The following is an 18,260-nucleotide window of genomic DNA, read 5'->3' as shown; positions in this document are numbered from 1 at the left end:
GTATCCGCTCAGAATTCCGACCAGTTCGCCGCTGCCGCGGCCTGTGAGCCGCCATAGGCGCGGGCAACGCGGGCACCGAGCGCGCGGGCCGGCGAATGGACGGCCTGGTGGCTCGCCTCCGAAGCGATGCGCACCGCGGCAACCTGGTTTTCACTCAACCTGAACTGCGCGAGAAGCTCGATCAGCGCCGCGGCTTCCCGCGCCAGGCTGTGAGTCGCCGCCGTCGTCTGCTCGACCATCGCCGCATTCTTCTGGATGCCCTGGTCCATCTGGTTGACCGCGACGTTGATTTCGCTGAGTCCGGTCGACTGTTCGCGCGAGGTGCTGACGATGGCCGACACGTTGCCGTTGATCTCCTGGACCGCGGACACGATGACGGACAGCTGCCGGCCGGTCTCGCCGACCAGTTCCACACCCTCTCGTACCTGATCGCCCGATTTGGTGATGAGCGCCTTGATCTCCTTGGCGGCATTGGCAGAGCGTTGCGCCAGTTCGCGCACTTCCTGCGCCACGACCGCGAAGCCCTTTCCGGCTTCACCGGCGCGTGCTGCCTCGACACCGGCATTCAGCGCCAGAAGATTGGTCTGGAAGGCAATGTCGTCGATGACGCCGATGATGTTGGAGATTTCGTCCGACGAGGTTTCGATCGCCTCCATCGCCGCCACCGCCTGCTCAACGATCGCGCCGGAGCGCTCGGCGCCGCTGCGGGTCGTCTCGACCAGCTCGCCCGCCTGTCCGGCACGCGCGGCCGAATCCCGGACAGCGGTCGTCACCTGCTCCAGCGACGACGCCGTCTCCTCGACGGAGGCAGCCTGCTGCTCGGTGCGCTTCGACAGATCGTCGGCCGCCGCGCGGATCTCGTTGGCGCCGGAATCGATCTTGCGGGCGTTTTCGCCGACCACGCGCAGCACGCGCTCCAGCCCGTGAACGGATTCGTTGAAGTTGATGCGCAGCTGGTCCAGCTGGCCGGCGAAGCTCTGCTCGATACGGAAGGTCAGGTCGCCGTCGGAAAGGCTCTTCAGCCCGCGCGCCAGATTATCGACCGCGAACGACACCTCGGCCGCCTCGCGAGCCTTCTGCTCCTCGCGCGCGATCCGCTCGCTTTCGCTCATCGAGCGGTTGGCTTCCGTCTCGCGCTCGAGGCGTTCGCGCTCCAGCGCATTCTCGCGGAAGACGGCAACGGCAGCGGCCATTTCGCCGATTTCGTCACGACGGCCGGCATAGGGAATGACGGCATGGTTATCGCCCGCGGCCAGCGAGTTCATCGACTGGGTGATCGCGCCGATCGGCCGCGTGACACGAACGAGGCTGAGCACCGCGGCACCGACCGCAAGCAGCACGGCAATCAGCACGCCGGCGATCGTTGCGATCGTCACGACCTCGGTCGTCTCGGCCGCAGCCGCCTTGTCGCTGCCGGCAGCGGCACGGTTGTCCGAGATCATGCCCTGCAGGATATCACCGGCCTGGTTGCCCATTGGCGTCATCTTCTCGATCACGGCCTTGGCATCGCTGTTGCGCGCGCTGGCAAGCAGGCTGGCGAACTGCTCGCCGAGCTTGTCGTAATCCGCCATCATGCCCTTGAGCTGCTCGAACCGCGGCCGCGGGCCGGCCGATTGCGCGGCTTCGAACGTGGCAACGGCATCCTCACGAGCTGCGGTGGCCGTCTTGATCTGATCAATAAGAGCCTTCTGCTCTTCATCGCTGACGGCGGCGAACACCGCCAGATAGAGGCGGCGGACGTCGGACATGCGTCGCTCCATCTCAGCGATCATCAGCGACTTGTCCATCCGCAGGCTGATGCTTTCGGCCTGGCTGTTGAGCTGCCACACCGACCGCATGCCGGCGGCACCCTGGACGATGAGGATGATGACGATGAAGGCAAAGAGAGCCGGCAGGAAAAACTTGATCTTGAGAGAGCTCATGGCTGGCACCTGAAAAGTTTCAAAGAACGCTTAAATCTATGAAACCCTTGTGCCAGTCTCCGCTAAACAAAAACTTACCACCAATGCGTGCTTTTATCGGCGCCGCAACGAGACCCCGCGAAAACGCCGCGCCATTCTTGATGTAAGTCAAATTCCCCCGCTCCAAGCGCGTGCCGGAGCGGGGAAAGTCTGCGTCATTCCGCCGCAGCTTCTTTCTGGACGCCATCCTCGTCCGAGTGATCGGCAAGGAAGCCGCCCGACTGGCGGTTCCAGAGATCGGCATAGACGCCGCCCTCACCCACCAGTTCGACATGCGAGCCGGCCTCGATGATCTTGCCCTTGTCGAGCACGACCAGCCGGTCCATCTCCGTCAGCGTCGACAGACGGTGGGCAATGGCGATGACCGTCTTGCCCTCCATCAGCGCGAACAGGTTCTCCTGGATCGCGGCCTCGACTTCGGAATCGAGCGCCGAGGTCGCCTCGTCGAGAACCAAGATTGGCGCATCCTTGAGGAACACGCGGGCGATCGCGATACGCTGACGCTGGCCGCCCGAGAGCTTCACGCCGCGCTCGCCGACCTGCGCATCAAGCGCCTTGCGCCCCTGCATGTCGACCAGACCCTCGACGAAGTCCCAGGCATTGGCGCGCTTGGCCGCCTCGATAATCTCCGCATCCGTCGCATCCGGACGGCCATAGGCGATGTTGTCGCGGATCGAGCGGTGCAGCAGCGACGTGTCCTGCGTAACGACGCCGATCAGCTCGCGTAGGCTTTCCTGCGAGACATGCGAGATGTCCTGACCGTCGATGGTGATGCGGCCGCCTTCGAGGTCGTAGAAACGCAACAACAGGTTCATCAGCGTCGTCTTGCCTGCGCCGGAGCGACCGACCAGACCCACCTTCTCACCCGCCTTGATGTCGAGCGACAGGTTCTCGATGATGCCCTTGCCCTTCCCGTAGTGGAAGCCGATCCGGTCGTAATGGATCGCGCCCTTCTTGGCCGTCAGAGACGAAGCGCCAGGCTTGTCGGTGATGTCGTGCTCTTTCGTCATCATCTCCATGCCGTCATAGACCGTGCCGATATTCTCGAACAGCGCCGAGACTTCCCACATGATCCACTGCGACATGCCGTTAACGCGCATGGCAAGACCGATGGCAATCGCAATCGCGCCGACCGAGATGCCGCCGTTCAGCCAGAACCAGATCGACAGGCCCGAGATCACGAACAGCGCCACGCAGTTGTTGATGTAAACAGAGGCGTGGAACATCGTGACCTTGCGCATCTGCTGATGCACGGTCTGCAGGAAGCCGTCCATGCCCTCCTTGGCATAGGTCTCCTCGCGACCGGCATGCGAGAACAGCTTCACCGTCGCGATGTTGGTGTAGCTGTCGACGACGCGGCCGGTCATCAGCGAACGCGCGTCCGCCTGCATCGCCGCGATCTTCCGCAGACGCGGTACGAAGTAGGCCACGATGGCGATATAGACGCCGAGCCACGCCAGGATCGGGATCATCAGCCGCCAGTCGGCCGCCGCGATGACCACGATCATCGAGATGAAGTAGCTGACGACATAGACGAAGACGTCGAGGATCTTCATCACCGTCTCGCGCACGGCAAGCGAGGTCTGCATCACCTTGGTGGCCACGCGTCCGGCGAACTCGTTGGCGAAGAAGGTCATGCTGTGACGCATCAGGAAACGGTGCATCTGCCAGCGGGCGATCATCGGATAGTTGCCGATCAGCACCTGGTGCATGATGACGGAATCCGCCACCGCCGCCAGAGGCAGGCCGATCAGGATCAGCGCACCCATCCAGTAGAGCTTGTAGCCCTCCGTCTCGAGGAAAGTCTTCGGATCGGCATGCGTCAGCCAGTCGACGATGTTGCCGAGGAACTGGAACAGCGCGACTTCGCCGACCGCGATCAGCATCGTCAGCACGGCCATGGCCGCGAGCCATGGGGCCGCGGGCTTCGTATAGTGCCAGCAGAAGGCAAACAGCCCCTTGGGAGGAACGCCGGGCTCCTCGGAGGGGAAAGGATTGAGACGCTGTTCAAACCAGCCAAACATGAAAATGCTCCGAACTTCAGCGTTCCTGCCCTCGCCGGCACAGACGCGCAACGGCTTATATGGGCAGTGGACGTTCAAGGGACGAGGCCAACATGGCCGCGCAATGGATTACGAAAGGGAGATCAGAAAGAAAAGGACGCTTTAGGAGCGTCGGGTCGCCATGATCCGCGAATTGGCGGACGGGAGGCTGACATACGGCAATGCATTCATCTTGACGCTCCCTTGTTGGCGATTGAAGATGTGCACCGATAACGCGAAATTGATGGATTTTCCAGCCCAAACTTGCCGAAAGCCGAAGATTCGCGCCCAAAAAGCAGGCTGTTGCACCAAAACCGCACTTGCACTAGGTCAGGCCGGACAGAAGCGATCAAACGGGGCGATCATGGCGGACCTCAGAATAGCACTCTACCAGCCCGATATTCCTGGCAACACCGGCACCATCCTGCGGCTCGCCGCCTGCCTCGGCTTTGCCGTCGATATCATAGAACCCGCCGGTTTCGACATCTCCGACCGCAATCTCAAGCGCGCCGGCATGGATTACATCGCCGCCGCCGCCCTCACCCGTCATGTCAATTTCGAGCAGTTCGAGGACTGGCGCAAAACGACCGGTCGCCGCCTCGTACTGGCCTCCACCAAGGCATCCGGCCGCTACACCGATTTCCGCTTCCGCTCTGACGATATCCTGCTCTTCGGCCGCGAAAGCGCCGGCGTGCCCGATCATGTGCACGACACCGCCGATGCCCGCATCCTGGTGCCCATGGTCGAGGGCCAGCGCTCGATCAATGTCGCGGTATCGGCGGCGATGATCACGGGCGAAGCGATGCGCCAGACCGTCTGGTCCTGACCCTGCCACGGAAATGCCGGTTCAGCGGCGCATAATGTCGCGAACGGCGTTGTGAAATCGCCGATCAGGCGTATAATTTTTAGCCGGGCAAACAAAAAATCGGACGATATGCCGATATTTCAATGATTTGCCGCAACCAGAGAGTCGCAAAACGCGCCATTGATGGCGCCAAGAGATAGAAGAAGACAAGCCCGCATGGAATCCACAATCGTCATGATCAACCTGTTCGGCGCCGTAGCCCTGCTGCTGTTCGGCCTGTCGCAGGTGAAGGATGGCGTATCGCGCGCTTTCGGCGCGCGGCTGCGGACCGGGCTTGCCTCCGGCACCAAGAGCGGCCTGCGCTCCTTCGTCTCCGGCTTCGTTGCCACCATCGCGCTACAGAGCTCCACCGCGACCGCCCTAATGGTCGCCTCCTTCGTCGAGCGTGAGCTGGTCAAGCCGCGCATGGCGCAGATCGTGCTTCTGGGCGCCAATGTCGGCACCGCCGTCACCGCCTGGATCGTCGCGACGGGCATCGAGTGGCTGTCGCCGCTGGTCATCCTCGCGGGCATCGTGCTCTATCGCGGCGGCTCGACCTCGCGCCAGAGCGGCGGTCAGGCGCTGATCGGCATCGGCCTCATGCTGCTGTCGCTGCACCTCTTGAGCAGCGCCACCGAGCCGATGCGCCAGTCGCCGGCACTCTCGGCCTTCATCGGCCTGCTCGACAATGCCTGGCCGGTTGCGCTCGCCTTTTCGGCCTGCATCGCCTTCATCTCGTCTTCCAGCCTCGCCGCCGTCGTCCTCATCCTGTCGCTGGCCTCGACCGGCATCCTGTCTGCTGGCCTTGTGATCGTGCTAGTGCTAGGCGCCAATCTCGGCGGCGCCATCCCGCCCGTCATCGCCTCGCTTTCCGGCCCGGCCTCGGTCAAACGCGTCACGCTGGGTAACCTGATCGTGCGCGCCATCGGCTGCCTGATCGCGCTGCCGCTCGCCGGCTTCGGCGCCGATCTGCTGGAAACCCTGCCGCTGTCGCCTGCCAAGCTGCCGGTCGACGCCCATCTCGGCTTCAACCTATTGCTCGCAGCCCTCGCCTGGCCCTTCTCGCGGCTGTTGTCGCGCCTGATGTTGAAGCTCGTCCCCGAGGACGAGCAGGCCGACAACGCGCCGCGCTATCTCGATCCGCAGGAACTCTCGACACCAGTGGTTGCGCTCGCCAGCGCCACCCGCGAAGTGCTTGGCGTCGGCGACCTGATCGAACGCATGCTGCAACGCGCGGCCGACGCCTTCGAACGCAACAACATGTCGAAACTCACGGAGATCGCGAGCCTCGAAAAGCGCGTCGACAGCCTGCAGCAGGAAGTGAAGATCTACCTCTCCAAGCTCGGCCGCGGCGGCCTCAGCGAAGAGGACGGACGCCGCTCCATCGTCATCATCGACTACGCCATCAATCTCGAGCATATCGGCGACATCATCGAAAAGGGCCTGCTGCCGCAGGTCGCCAAGAAGGTCTCGCTTGGCCTGAAATTTTCCGAGGACGGCTATGAGGAGCTGAGCAAGCTCTTCCACCTGACGCTGGAGAACCTCCGCATCGCCCAGACGATCTTCGTCACGCGCGATTTCAATCTTGCCCGGCAACTGATGGAAGTGAAGGTGGAAGTGCGCCGCATGGAGAAGCAATCCTCCGAGCGCCATCTGGAGCGCCTGCGCGACGGTCGTGCCGACAGCCTGCAGACAAGTTCGCTGCATCTCGACATGCTGCGCGACCTGAAGCGCATCAATGCCCACATCGTGTCGGTCGCGCATCCGATCCTGGATGAAAGCGGCCTCCTGATCGAAAGCCGCCTGCGCGACGCCGCCGAATAGACCTTAATCAGCCGATGGCAGACGCCGCATGGTGAACTCGATCTGGTCGCCGTCGAGCTGTCGCCAACTCTCGACCTCGGTCCAGTAGGCGGCCTTGGGATATTCGTCGAACCACTCGCGGGCCTTGGCGCGCGCATCGAGCAGCGCCAGACAATAGGTCTGCCGCACGAACCGGTCGTTCTTGCGCGGCGTACCCTCGGCCCGGTGCTTGGCAATCCTTCGTTTCAAGCCGTCAAATGACGGCGGTCCTGGGATCTTCGTCATACAACCTACCTCTAATGGAAAGGTAGTATCGACGCCTGAATATTGCGAGTCGAATCTGAAGCCTGCTCACCAACACCGTTGGGCTGTTGGCGCTATGCCAAACGACCTGCTATCAGGGGCGATTGAAGCGGGTGTGACTCGAATTTTGCCCGCGCGCGTACCGGAGACGACGACTATGGAACGACCCGAACTTCCGATCGGCCTGCCCGCGGATATCGAGGACAAGAAGGAGATGGCCCGCACCTGGTTCGAGGGCCTGCGCGACCAGATCTGCGCCTCTTTCGAAGCGATCGAGGATGAGCTCGCAGGACCGCTTTCCGATCGTCAGCCCGGCCGCTTCGTCGCCAAGGATTGGAAGCGAGAGAACGGCGCCGGCGGTGGCGGACGTATGTCGATGATGGAAGGCCGCGTCTTCGAGAAGGTCGGCGTCCACACCTCCACCGTCTACGGCGAATTCAGCGCCGACCTGCGCGCCCAGATGCCCGGCGCCAAGGACGATCCGCGTTTCTGGGCTTCCGGCATCTCGCTGATCGCCCACCCCGTGAACCCCAACGTCCCCGCCGTGCACATGAACACCCGCATGGTGGTGACATCGAGCCGCTGGTTCGGCGGCGGCGCCGACCTGACGCCGGTGCTCGACCGCCGTCGCACCCAGGAAGACGACGACACGCGTCTGTTCCACAAGGCGATGGAGATCGCCTGCCGCAGCCACGCCGGCGTCGCCGATTACGACGCCTACAAGACGTGGTGCGACGAATACTTCTTCCTCAAGCATCGCAACGAGTCGCGCGGTGTCGGCGGCATATTCTACGACTGGCTGCATTCGAGCGAGGAAGCGGGCGGCTGGAGCGCCGATTTCGCCTTCACCCGCGATGTCGGCCGCGCCTTCGCGATGGTTTATCCACGGATTGTTCGCTCCAACTTCAATAAACAGTGGACAGAACAAGATCGTGAAGAACAATTGATTCGCCGTGGGCGATATGTCGAGTTCAATCTGCTATATGACCGGGGAACGATCTTCGGCTTGAAAACGGGTGGGAATGTCGAGTCCATTCTCTCATCGCTACCCCCCGCCGTTCGCTGGCCGTAACTGGGAGGAAAGATCGGTAAACTGCGTGTGAGAGGCTTTTAATAAGCGGACCGGATACCCATTTCATGCATGTACGCGTTCAACAATCGGAGGAGGATTGTCATGACGATACAGAGTGGAACACCGGCGACGGCAGGTGCTCAACAGCCACCCCGCCCAATCGACACGCCTGAGCTGCTCAACCGGCTGGCCGAAGCGCTGAAAGCCAAGAGCGGTTCCGATCTGCCCCTTTCCTGCTTTGTGGAACAGGTCAAGCTTCAACTCGCCGGCGGCCTGTCCGCCGAGGAGTTGTCGCGCCGCACCAAGGGCCAGAACAACAGCGCCCACACGGATTGCTACCGCGCATGGGCGATGCCCGAGTAATCGGGTCTACAGTCCGGGGAACGGACACATCCACGATCGCGTGAAACACGCGATCCCTACGGCCGGTGCGACAACCGGCCGGAACCTTCCCGTCCCTGGAGCATTCCCACAAAACGCATAAGCGTCATTGAGAACTCAAGTCAGGAGGAGACGATGAGACTTTTCGAATGTGGAACGCTGGTCCCCGGATGCAGCTGGCACACACGCGCAAGCGACGACGCAGAAGTCGTGCGCCGCGCCGTCGACCACATGAAATCCGCGCATGGCGAAACCATCATCCGCGAAAACATGGTCGACAACATCAAGGCCCGTATCCGCAACGAAGCGAACGCGGCCTGATCATCTGACGCGATCGCCTTATTTTACGCGATCAGAAAGCCGGGCGAGCAACGTCGCCCGGTCGGAGGCGAAGTTTTCCTCCACCCACTGATGTTCCAGCGCGGCCAGCGTCTCCCCGACCTGCCGGCCCGATGGAATGCCTGCCGCCATCACATCCCCGCCATTCACAGGAAAGCTCGGCTTGACCCATGCATTGGCGTGGTCGAGCAGCTTGTTCAGCCGCGCAGATCGGGCCATCTCGGCCATGTCGCCCTCGGCCTTCCCCCGCGCCACCGCGAGCGCCAGCTTCAGCCGTGTGATGATACCCTCGGCGCCGTTGCGATAAAGCAGCCGATCGAAGGCCGCCATCGACATCTCGTCGTTAACAGGTGCCGCATTCGCCCACGCCTTGAAGACCGCCGCTTCAGCATTGGCAAGTTTCAACCGCGCCGCCATCGCCTCCAGCCGCTTGGCGTCGGGCGGCACGATAGAAGCTAACCTCAGCAGCGGATCCGGCGTCCAGCCGAGCGCCTTCTCGGTCGCGATCAGCGCCGGGATGGCGTCGATGCCCCACTTTTCCGTCTCCGGCAGAATTTCCGTCAGCGCGCCCACCGTACGCATCCACAACAGTGCGCGACCCGGATCTTCCGCCGACAACAGCTTGCGCATCTCCGACCACACCCGCTCGGCAGACAGCGTCGAAAGCTTGGAGCGGGCAGCAGCCGCCGCCCGCAACCCATCCGCATCCGGCCGCCCCGAGCCGTAATGGGCAAAGAAGCGGAAGAAGCGCAGGATGCGCAGATAGTCTTCCTTGATCCTGGTCGCCGCATCGCCGATGAAGCGGATGTTGCGCTTCTCGATATCGGCAAGCCCGCCGACGAGATCGACCACCTCGCCGTCCTCGCCCACGTAAAGCGCGTTGATCGTGAGGTCGCGTCGCTCGGCATCCGTCTGCCAGTCCGTGCTGAACGCCACCGTCGCCCGCCGCCCGTCGGTCTCGACATCGGCGCGCAGCGTCGTCACCTCGAACGGCTTGCGGTCGATGACGAGCGTTACCGTCCCATGCTCGACACCCGTTGGCACCGCCTTGATGCCGGCCTGGTTGGCGCGCTCGATCACCACGTCGGGCGTCAGCGTCGTCGCCACGTCGATATCGCTGACCGCGAGCCCCATCAGGCTGTTGCGCACGGCGCCACCCACCACGCGCCCCTCACCGCCATCGGCATTCAGCAGCGAGAAAACGCGCTTCAGCGCTGGGTCGTTGAACCATGCTTCGTGAGCAAGGTTGGTCATGCGTAGAGCCTTTCGTAAAGCGTGCGGACAATGCCCGCGGTGATGCCCCAGATCATTCTGGTTTCATAGGGCATGCGATAGAAATGTCGGTCGAGCCCGTCGATCATACGCTTGTCGCGAATGTGGTTTCCAGGCGCCATCAGGAAGGAGAGCGGCACCTCGAAGACGTCGTCGACCTCGTCGGGATTAAGCTTGAGATCAAAGCCGGGCTGCACCACCGCCAGCACGGGCGTGATGCGAAACCCCGTAGAGGCCAGATAGACCGGCAGCCGCGCCACCGTCTCGACGAACGACCCCTTCAGCCCGATCTCTTCGTCGGCCTCGCGCACGGCGGCCTGCTCCGGCGTCTCGTCCGCGCCATCGATCTTGCCGCCGGGAAAGGCGATCTGGCCGGAGTGCTCGCGCAGCGTCGAGGTACGCTTGGTGAAGATCACCCGCGCCTCGTCGCCATCATCGATGACAGGCACCAGGACAGCGGCATCGCGGAGCTTGAAGGTCTCCACCTTGGCGACGATCTCGGGGTTCAGGATATGATCGCCATGCTCGCGCCACGACAGGTCGACCGGCCCGCCCATTTGGTGCATTGCCCGGCGTCTGAATTCGGCTGCGGAATAAAGCGCGCCGTCTCTGGTCTGAACCTCTATCATCGCGACAGCGCATCCAGTTCAGCCGCCGGCATGACGGGAAAGGTCTCGCCGTCCGAGCGCAGGCAGAACATAGCGACGCCATCGACATCAACAATCTCGCCCAGCTCAACCAGTTGATACATGACAGCCCGCGACACCAGCGCTTCCAATCGCCCCCGTACATGCAGGTATGGCTTCAACTCATTGTTATCGCCGTGGATGACAAACCTGATCGGATGCGCCTTGCCAGCCTCGACGACATCGCCGACATTGGTGCGAAAGGTCAGCACCGCCTGCCCGTCCCTGACGGAGGCGTTCATCTCGACAGCGAGGAACGGCGCATCGACGATCCGGATACCGACTTTTTCCACAGGAGTTACGAGGTATGTCTTGCCATCCTCATCCTTGCGCAGAACCGTGGAAAACAGCCGCACCAGCGGCGCCCGGCCGATCGGCGTCCCCATGTAGAACCACGTCCCGTCGGCGCGGATCTCCATGTCGATATCGCCACAGAACGGCGGATTCCATTTCTCGACGGGCGGAAGACCGCGTTTCGCATCGCCACCATCGCCCGCGGCGCGCGAAATCAGCGCGGCCAGATCCGCGGCATCGGTTGCTGCCTTGATCTCTTCGGTTGCCATTGTTCCGTCTCTGTTTGCACTTAACGCAGGAATGTCACGAGATAGTCATTCGAAACGAACTTGTCAGCCCGCAACATCTTCATAACTCTATCGGGTATGAGGCACACGTGTAAAAGTCCGACGATTCGCGACGAATGAGATCAGCCGCTGGAGAGATGCCTGATGGGTATGATGAAGACCGAAGCCCCCCTCGATGAAAAGGCGATCGTCGCCGCAGCAGAAAAAGCGCTTGCCGATATCGCCACAGTGAGGAGCGAGGTCTCCAAGGTGATCTTCGGCCAGGAAAGCGTCGTCGAAAACACGTTGCTTGCTGTGCTCTCGGGCGGCCACGCCCTGCTGGTCGGCGTCCCCGGCCTCGCCAAGACCAAGCTGGTCACTACGCTCGGCGAAGTGCTCGGCCTCGGCGCCAACCGCATCCAGTTCACGCCCGACCTGATGCCATCCGATATCCTCGGCTCCGAAGTGATGGACCAGGACGAGACCGGCCGCCGCTCCTTCCGCTTCGTCAAGGGTCCCGTCTTCGCCCAGCTCCTGATGGCCGACGAAATCAACCGCGCCTCGCCGCGCACCCAGTCGGCGCTGCTGCAGGCGATGCAGGAGTATCACATCACCGTCGCCGGCCAACGCTACGACCTGCCGACGCCCTTCCACGTTCTCGCCACCCAAAACCCGCTGGAGCAGGAAGGCACCTATCCGCTTCCCGAGGCACAGCTTGACCGCTTCCTCATGCAGGTCGACGTCAACTATCCCGAACTCGCCGCCGAACGGCAGATCCTGCTCGACACCACGGGCCTTGCCGAAACCAAGCCGCAGGCGGTGCTAAGCGCCGAGCGCCTGATCGAGATCCAGACGCTGATCCGTCAGATGCCGGTCAGCGACAAGGTGGTCGATGGCATCCTGGCGCTCGTCCGCTCCGCCCGCCCCGGCCAGGGCAACGCCGCCACCGACAAGAACGTCGCCTGGGGCCCCGGCCCGCGCGCCGGGCAGGCGATGATGCTCTGCGCCCGCGCTCGCGCGCTCTATGAAGGCCGCCTTGCCCCGTCGCTCGACGATGTCCACGCGCTGGCCGAACCCGTGCTGCAGCACCGCATGGCGCTGACCTTCGCCGCCCGCGCCGAGGGCATGTCGGTGCGCGATGTGATCGCCGGGCTGGTGAAGCAGGCCAAGGGCTAAGCTCAGGAAGGAAGCCTCACGCGTGGCATCGATCGGACAGACCGTCACTCCGACCCCAGGCAGCGATGCCCTTGCACGTGCAAGGCAGCGCGCCAGTCTGTTGCCGGATTGCCTCGTCGAGGCCAAGCGGATCGCCAACACCGTGATCGCCGGCTGGCATGGCCGCCGCAAGCGTGGCATCGGCGAGAATTTTTGGCAGTTTCGGCCCTATAGCGAAGGCGAGAGCTTGGCGCGCATCGACTGGCGCCGCTCGGCCCGCGACGACCATACCTATATCCGCGACCGCGAATGGGAAGCCGCCCACACCATCTGGCTCTGGGCCGACATGTCGCCGTCGATGATGTACAAGTCGACCTTCGGTAGCGTCTCCAAGGAAAGCCGCGCATTCGTCATCATGCTGGCGCTCGCCGAAATTCTCGCCCGCTCCGGCGAACGTGTCGGCTGCCCCGGCGTGATGGAGCCTATCTCCGCCCGCAACGCCGCCGAACGCCTGGCCGTCGCCTTGATGCACGCGCCCTTGACCGGCGGCCTGCCGGATACCGCCATGATCCGCGGCTCCAGCGATCTCGTGCTGATCGGCGATTTCCTCGATGATGCCGAGGCCGTGATGGCCCGCATCGGCCCGCTCGCCCGCCGCGGCCTGCGCGGCCATGTCATCGAAGTGGCCGATCCCGCCGAGGAGCTGTTTCCCTATACCGGCCGCACCGAGTTCACCGATCCCGAGACCGGCTCGAAGCTCACCTCCGGCCGCGCCGAGAATATCCGCGACGCCTATACGCGCGCCTATCTCGGCCGCCGCGATGGCTTGGGCCAGAGCCTGCGCCACCTCGGCTGGACCTTCATCAGCCATCGCACCGATCACCTCGCCTCCGAGGCGCTGGTCGCCGTCCACATGCATCTTTCCGGATTGCCCGGAAAGGCAACGCATGGAGGCCAGCTGTGAACGCGCTTCCCTTCGCCTTTGCCTATCCGGCCATTCTCGGCGCCCTCGTGGCGCTTCCCGTCATCTGGTGGCTGCTGCGCCTGACCCCGCCGCGCCCGAAGACGGAAGTCTTCCCGCCGCTGCGCATCCTCGCGACGGTGCTGAAGCGCGAGGAAACGCCGGCGCAGAGCCCCTGGTGGCTGACGCTGTTGCGCATGTTGCTCGCCGCAGCCGTCATCCTCGCCATCGCCGATCCGGTCTTCAACCCGCGCACCAGCTCGATCGCCTCCGGCGGCCCGCTTGTGCTCTTCGTCGATAATGGCTGGGCGACCGCGCCCGACTGGGAACGCCGCGTGCAGACCGCCGAAGCGCTGATCGACGACGCCGATAGTGCCGGCCTGCCCGTCTCCATCACCTTCACCGCCGATCCGAGCAACGATGCTGTCGCCGGCACCGCCGCCGTCGCCCGCGAAAAACTGCGCGCCGCCGAGCCGCAGCCGCTCGTCCCCGACCGCCAGCGCGCCTTCGAGGCGCTGCGTGCGGCGCTGAACGGCGTGCATCCCGGCACGCTCGCCTTCCTGACCGATGGTGCCGCCGCCAACGACAACGACGCCACGGTGCGCCAGCTTTCCGACCTGCAGCCCGGCCAACTGCGCCTGATCGCCGGCGACGCCGCGCAGACGGTGGCAATAACAGGCGCCAACAACGCCGCCGACGCCATGACCGTCACCGCGACCCGCCTCGACGGCGCCTCGGCCGCCACCCTGCCGCTGACCGCCCAGGATGCGCAGGGTCGCGCGATCGCCTCGGGCTCCGTCTCGTTCCAGCCCGGCCAGTCCGTGGCCTCAGGCTCGATCACCGCCCCATTCGAGATGCGCAACGACTTCGCGCGGCTCAGCATCGACAACCACGCAACAGCAGGCGCCGTCCATCTTCTCGACGACGGCTTCAAGCGCCGCCGCGTCGTGTTGCTATCCGGCGAGGCCAGCGACAGCTTCCAGCCGCTGCTCTCGCCGCTCTATTACATCCAGCGCGCCCTTCAGCCCTATGCCGACCTGATCGAGCCGAACGCGCCCGATCTCGCCACCTCCATTCCCGATCTCCTGGCGCAGAACCCCTCGGTCATCGTCATGGCCGATATCGGCCGGCTGCCGCAGGAAACCTATGATCCGCTGCAGCGCTGGATCAACAATGGCGGCACACTGATCCGCTTCGCCGGCCCGCGCCTCGCCGCTGCCCCCGCCGATGATCCGCTGGTGCCGGTGACGCTGCGCCAGGGCGAACGCGCGCTCGGCGGCGCGCTCTCCTGGGCCGAGCCGCAGCAGCTGGCAGAGTTCCCCAATTTCGGCCCCTTCGCCGGCATGGCGCGCCCGACCGACGTCACCGTCAAGCGCCAGGTGCTGGCGGAGCCGACACCGGATCTCGCCGAACGCACCTGGGCTAGTCTTGCCGACGGCACGCCGCTGGTGACGATGAAGCCGATGACATCAGGCCGCATCGTGCTCTTCCACGTCAGCGCCGAGGCCACATGGTCCGACCTGCCGATCTCGGGCAATTTCGTCGAGATGCTGCGTCGTCTCGTGCAATTGTCGCGCTCCGGCGGCGTCACCTCGCAATCCGGCGGCGCCACCACCGCCGAAGCGCTGCCGCCCTTCCGACTGCTGACCGCCAAGGGCGCGCTCACCACCGAGACCGGCGCTGCGCGTCCGCTGATCCCCAACGCCAAGGCCGCCCCTCTGGCCAGCTTCGAAAATCCGCCGGGCCTTTATGGCTCCGAGGAAGGGTTCACCGCCTTGAACGTCCTGCCCGCAAACGCCGAACTCAAACCCCTCGATGCCTCAGGCGTGACGCTGGTGCGCGAAGGCCTGATCGGCGGCGAGACATGGTCGGCCAAGCCCTCGCTCTTCCTCATCGCCTTCCTGCTCCTGCTTGCCGACAGCCTGATCGTCATGTTCATGAGCGGCGCCTTCTCGCGCCTGCGCCCGGCCGCCCGCACGGCGGCGATGATCGCGGTCGCCGTCAGCGCCGCCTTCCTGGTGCAGCCCGGCCAGTCCCACGCCGATGACAGCAAGCCCGGCGACGAGCAGATCTTCCAGCGGCTCGACAACACCCACCTCGCCTATGTCGTTACCGGCGAGGCCGAGGTCGACCGCATCTCCGAGCGCGGCCTCGAGGGCCTCACGGAATATCTGACGTTCCGCACCACGCTCGAACCCGCAGCCCCCGTCGGCCTCGACCTGACGAAGGACGAGCTCTCCTTCTATCCGATCATCTACTGGCCGATCTCGGCCACCGCGCCCATGCCGTCTGCCGCCTCGATCAACCGCATCGACGCCTATATGCGCGCCGGCGGCACCGTGCTCTTCGACACCCGCGACCAGTTCAGCGCGCTCGACAACAGCGGCGGCAGCAGTGCCAATGGCGAACGACTGCAGCAGATTCTCGCCAATCTCGACATCCCGCCGCTGGAGCCGGTCCCCTCCGACCACGTGCTGACCAAGTCCTTCTATCTTCTGTCGAGCTTCCCCGGCCGCTATGCCGGCAGCCCGCTCTGGATCGAGGCGCGCCAGGACAACCGCTCCAACAACGCCAAATCCGCGGCAACCGCCGACGGCGTCTCGCCGATCCTGATCACGGGCAATGACTTCGCCGGCGCATGGGCCGTGGACGACAATGGCGTCCCGCTGCTGCCGACGGTGCCCCCTGACGAGGCGCAGCGCGAATACGCCTACCGCAGCGGCGTCAACATCATGATGTATATGCTCACAGGCAACTACAAGACCGACCAGGTCCACATCCCCGCCCTCCTCGAACGGCTGGGGCAGTGACATGACGGTTGATTTCGCGCCCTTCATTCCCTGGCCGCTTCTTGCCGGCCTGACCGTCATCGTCGTCGCCATCGCAGCGCTCGCCATCGTCAGGGGCGTACGCGGCGCCTGGATCCGCACCGTCGCGGCGCTGGCGCTTCTGGCAGCGCTCGCCAATCCGCTGCTGATGCAGGAAGACCGAGAGCAGCTTTCGACGGTCGTCCCCGTTATCGTCGACCGCAGCCAGAGCCAGCAGACGCCCGAGCGCATAAAGATGACCGACGACGCGCTGGCCGCGCTGAAGGACCGCCTCGCCCGCTTCCCGAATGTCGAACCGCGCTATGTCGACGCCACGGAGCCAGAAGATTCCGACGCCCCCTCGACGCGCCTCTTCAACGCGCTCTCCGCCGCCGTCGCCGACGTGCCGCCCGCCCGTATCGGCGGCGCGATCATGCTTACCGACGGCCAGATCCACGACGTGCCCGGCGTCAACCAGGCGCTCGGCTTCGACGCCCCGATCCACGGGCTGATCACCGGCAAGGCCAACGAATTCGACCGCCGCATCGAGGTCATCAAGGCGCCGCGCTTCGGCATCGTCAACGAGGAGCAGCAACTGGTGCTGCGCGTCTTCGACGACGGCCCGAGCCCCGGCGGCACCGCCGACGTGACGGTCAAGCTCAACGGCAACGAGATCGCCACGCTGCAGGCAACGCCCGGCCGCGACACGCCCTTTTCCTTCAAGGTCGAGCGCGGCGGCAGCAACGTGCTGGAATTCTCGGTCGCCGCCCTGCCCGGCGAAGTGACACAAGCCAACAACCGCGCCGTCCACGTCATCGACGGCATCCGCGAGAACCTGCGTGTGCTACTGGTCTCCGGCGAGCCGCATGCCGGCGAGCGCGCCTGGCGCAACCTGTTGAAATCCGACGCCTCCGTCGATCTCGTGCACTTCACCATCCTGCGCCCACCGGAAAAGCAGGACGGCACACCGATCAACGAGCTGTCGCTGATCGCCTTTCCGACCCGCGAGCTCTTCGTCGACAAGATCAAGGATTTCGACCTGATCATCTTCGACCGCTACCAGCATCGCGGCGTGCTGCCGATCCTCTATTACGATTACATCGCGCAATATGTCGAAAACGGCGGCGCGCTTCTGATCGCCGCAGGTCCCGAGCATGCCGGCCCGGATTCGATCGCGCTGACGCCGCTGTCCTCGGTTCTCCCCGCCGCCCCGACCGGCCAGATGGTCGAAAAGGCCTTCTATCCGCGCCTCTCCGACGAGGGCAAGAAGCACCCCGTCACCCGTGGCCTCGATGGCTCCAACGATGAACCGCCGCATTGGGGCCGCTGGTTCCGCTCGGTCGGCGTCGAGCCGCCGCAGGGCGAGACCGTCATGGTCGGCGCAGACAACAATCCGCTTCTGGTGCTGAACCGCGCCGGCCAGGGCCGCGTCGCCATGCTCCTGTCCGACCAGGGCTGGCTCTGGGCCCGTGGCTTCGAAGGCGGTGGCCCGCACGTCTCGCTCTATCGCCGCGTTGCCCACTGGCTGATGAAGGAACCGGCGCTGGAAGAAGAAGCGCTGACCGCCCGCGCCTCCGGCCGCACGCTCGAGATCACCCGCCAGACCATCGGCGACAATCCCGGCAACGCCATCGTGCGCTATCCCTCCGGCAAGACCGAGACGCTACCGCTGGTCCAATCCGAGCCCGGCCTCTTCAAGGCCGAAAAGCGCATGGACGAAATCGGCCTCTTCGAGATCCGCAACGGCGAGATGAGCACGCTCGTGCATGTCGGCGCCGTCGATGCGCCGGAGTTCAAGGCGATGATCTCGACGCCCGACGTGCTGAAACCGATATCGGACAAGACCAGGGGCCTCGTCGCCCGCGTCTCGGATACCGACGGCAACGTCGAGATCCCGCCGATCCTGCCTGTGCGCGGCCAGATCCGCGTCGCCGACGACGATCGCATGCAGATCCGCCTGACCAACGAGACCGTGCTCAAGGGCATCAACACGCTGCCGCTCTTTGCAGGCTTCGCCGGCGTCGGCATCCTGCTGCTCGCCTTCGGCGCCATGTGGTGGCGCGAGGGCCGCTGA

Annotated in this window: 15 protein-coding genes; 9 read left to right on the top strand and 6 right to left on the bottom strand. The window is 64.4% G+C overall.

Annotation, left to right across the window (positions count from 1 at the left end; genetic code table 11):
• Positions 1–8: 8 nt before the first annotated feature.
• Positions 9–1,922: a methyl-accepting chemotaxis protein gene (locus ACCD05_RS07620; RefSeq protein WP_413391986.1), complete on the bottom strand. Its 1,914-nt coding sequence runs from the start codon at positions 1,920–1,922 to the stop codon at positions 9–11.
• A 194-nt stretch (positions 1,923–2,116) separates the two neighbouring features.
• Positions 2,117–3,985 (bottom strand): ABC transporter ATP-binding protein, encoded by a 1,869-nt coding sequence (locus ACCD05_RS07615; RefSeq protein ID WP_018897368.1) that lies wholly within the window; start codon positions 3,983–3,985, stop codon positions 2,117–2,119.
• Positions 3,986–4,367: 382 nt separating this feature from the next.
• Here ACCD05_RS07615 and ACCD05_RS07610 point away from each other — a divergent pair, with 382 nt between their 5' ends.
• Both ACCD05_RS07610 and ACCD05_RS07605 read left to right on the top strand, forming a co-directional pair.
• On the top strand, positions 4,368–4,829 hold the full coding sequence (locus tag ACCD05_RS07610; protein ID WP_112941077.1) for a tRNA (cytidine(34)-2'-O)-methyltransferase: 462 nt from the start codon (positions 4,368–4,370) through the stop codon (positions 4,827–4,829).
• A gap of 195 nt (positions 4,830–5,024) precedes the next feature.
• Positions 5,025–6,671 carry a Na/Pi cotransporter family protein gene (locus tag ACCD05_RS07605; RefSeq protein ID WP_413391984.1) on the top strand — a complete coding sequence of 549 codons (1,647 nt, stop codon included), beginning with the start codon at positions 5,025–5,027 and terminating at the stop codon, positions 6,669–6,671.
• A 3-nt stretch (positions 6,672–6,674) separates the two neighbouring features.
• Here ACCD05_RS07605 and ACCD05_RS07600 read toward each other — a convergent pair whose 3' ends face one another.
• Positions 6,675–6,935, bottom strand: a complete 261-nt coding sequence (locus tag ACCD05_RS07600) for a hypothetical protein (RefSeq protein WP_018897365.1) — start codon at positions 6,933–6,935, stop codon at positions 6,675–6,677.
• A 175-nt stretch (positions 6,936–7,110) separates the two neighbouring features.
• Here ACCD05_RS07600 and hemF point away from each other — a divergent pair, with 175 nt between their 5' ends.
• The 3 genes from hemF (at position 7,111) to ACCD05_RS07585 (ending at position 8,727) form a co-directional block, all read left to right on the top strand.
• Entirely contained in the window at positions 7,111–8,025 is a 915-nt protein-coding gene (hemF, locus tag ACCD05_RS07595) for an oxygen-dependent coproporphyrinogen oxidase (protein ID WP_413391983.1), read from the top strand.
• Between the two features lie 102 nt (positions 8,026–8,127).
• Positions 8,128–8,388 (top strand): hypothetical protein, encoded by a 261-nt coding sequence (locus ACCD05_RS07590; RefSeq protein ID WP_047506127.1) that lies wholly within the window; start codon positions 8,128–8,130, stop codon positions 8,386–8,388.
• 153 nt (positions 8,389–8,541) lie between these two features.
• Positions 8,542–8,727: a DUF1059 domain-containing protein gene (locus ACCD05_RS07585; protein ID WP_018897362.1), complete on the top strand. Its 186-nt coding sequence runs from the start codon at positions 8,542–8,544 to the stop codon at positions 8,725–8,727.
• An 18-nt stretch (positions 8,728–8,745) separates the two neighbouring features.
• Here ACCD05_RS07585 and ACCD05_RS07580 read toward each other — a convergent pair whose 3' ends face one another.
• Genes ACCD05_RS07580 through ACCD05_RS07570 form a run of 3 tightly spaced genes read right to left on the bottom strand, consistent with a single transcriptional unit; the run spans position 8,746 to position 11,266 of the window.
• Complete coding sequence (locus ACCD05_RS07580; RefSeq protein ID WP_413391981.1) at positions 8,746–9,999, bottom strand: CCA tRNA nucleotidyltransferase; 1,254 nt, start codon at positions 9,997–9,999, stop codon at positions 8,746–8,748.
• Positions 9,996–10,646, bottom strand: a complete 651-nt coding sequence (locus tag ACCD05_RS07575; RefSeq protein WP_112436410.1) for a CoA pyrophosphatase — start codon at positions 10,644–10,646, stop codon at positions 9,996–9,998. The genes ACCD05_RS07580 and ACCD05_RS07575 overlap by 4 nt, the downstream gene beginning before the upstream one ends.
• Positions 10,643–11,266 carry a DUF1285 domain-containing protein gene (locus tag ACCD05_RS07570; protein ID WP_413391980.1) on the bottom strand — a complete coding sequence of 208 codons (624 nt, stop codon included), beginning with the start codon at positions 11,264–11,266 and terminating at the stop codon, positions 10,643–10,645. Before ACCD05_RS07570 ends, ACCD05_RS07575 begins: the two co-directional genes overlap by 4 nt.
• 162 nt (positions 11,267–11,428) lie before the next feature.
• Between ACCD05_RS07570 and ACCD05_RS07565 the strand changes: the two genes are divergently transcribed.
• The 4 genes from ACCD05_RS07565 to ACCD05_RS07550 are packed head-to-tail and all read left to right on the top strand — an operon-like array spanning position 11,429 to position 18,260.
• Positions 11,429–12,439: an AAA family ATPase gene (locus ACCD05_RS07565; protein ID WP_413391978.1), complete on the top strand. Its 1,011-nt coding sequence runs from the start codon at positions 11,429–11,431 to the stop codon at positions 12,437–12,439.
• A gap of 22 nt (positions 12,440–12,461) precedes the next feature.
• Positions 12,462–13,382 carry a DUF58 domain-containing protein gene (locus ACCD05_RS07560; RefSeq protein ID WP_113237315.1) on the top strand — a complete coding sequence of 307 codons (921 nt, stop codon included), beginning with the start codon at positions 12,462–12,464 and terminating at the stop codon, positions 13,380–13,382.
• Positions 13,379–16,189 carry a DUF4159 domain-containing protein gene (locus tag ACCD05_RS07555; protein ID WP_413391977.1) on the top strand — a complete coding sequence of 937 codons (2,811 nt, stop codon included), beginning with the start codon at positions 13,379–13,381 and terminating at the stop codon, positions 16,187–16,189. Before ACCD05_RS07560 ends, ACCD05_RS07555 begins: the two co-directional genes overlap by 4 nt.
• 1 nt (position 16,190) lies before the next feature.
• Positions 16,191–18,260 carry a hypothetical protein gene (locus tag ACCD05_RS07550; RefSeq protein WP_413391975.1) on the top strand — a complete coding sequence of 690 codons (2,070 nt, stop codon included), beginning with the start codon at positions 16,191–16,193 and terminating at the stop codon, positions 18,258–18,260.

Source organism: Rhizobium sp. Rhizsp42 (assembly GCF_047304155.1).
Lineage (GTDB): Bacteria > Pseudomonadota > Alphaproteobacteria > Rhizobiales > Rhizobiaceae > Rhizobium.
This window is presented reverse-complemented; position numbering and strand designations above follow the sequence as displayed.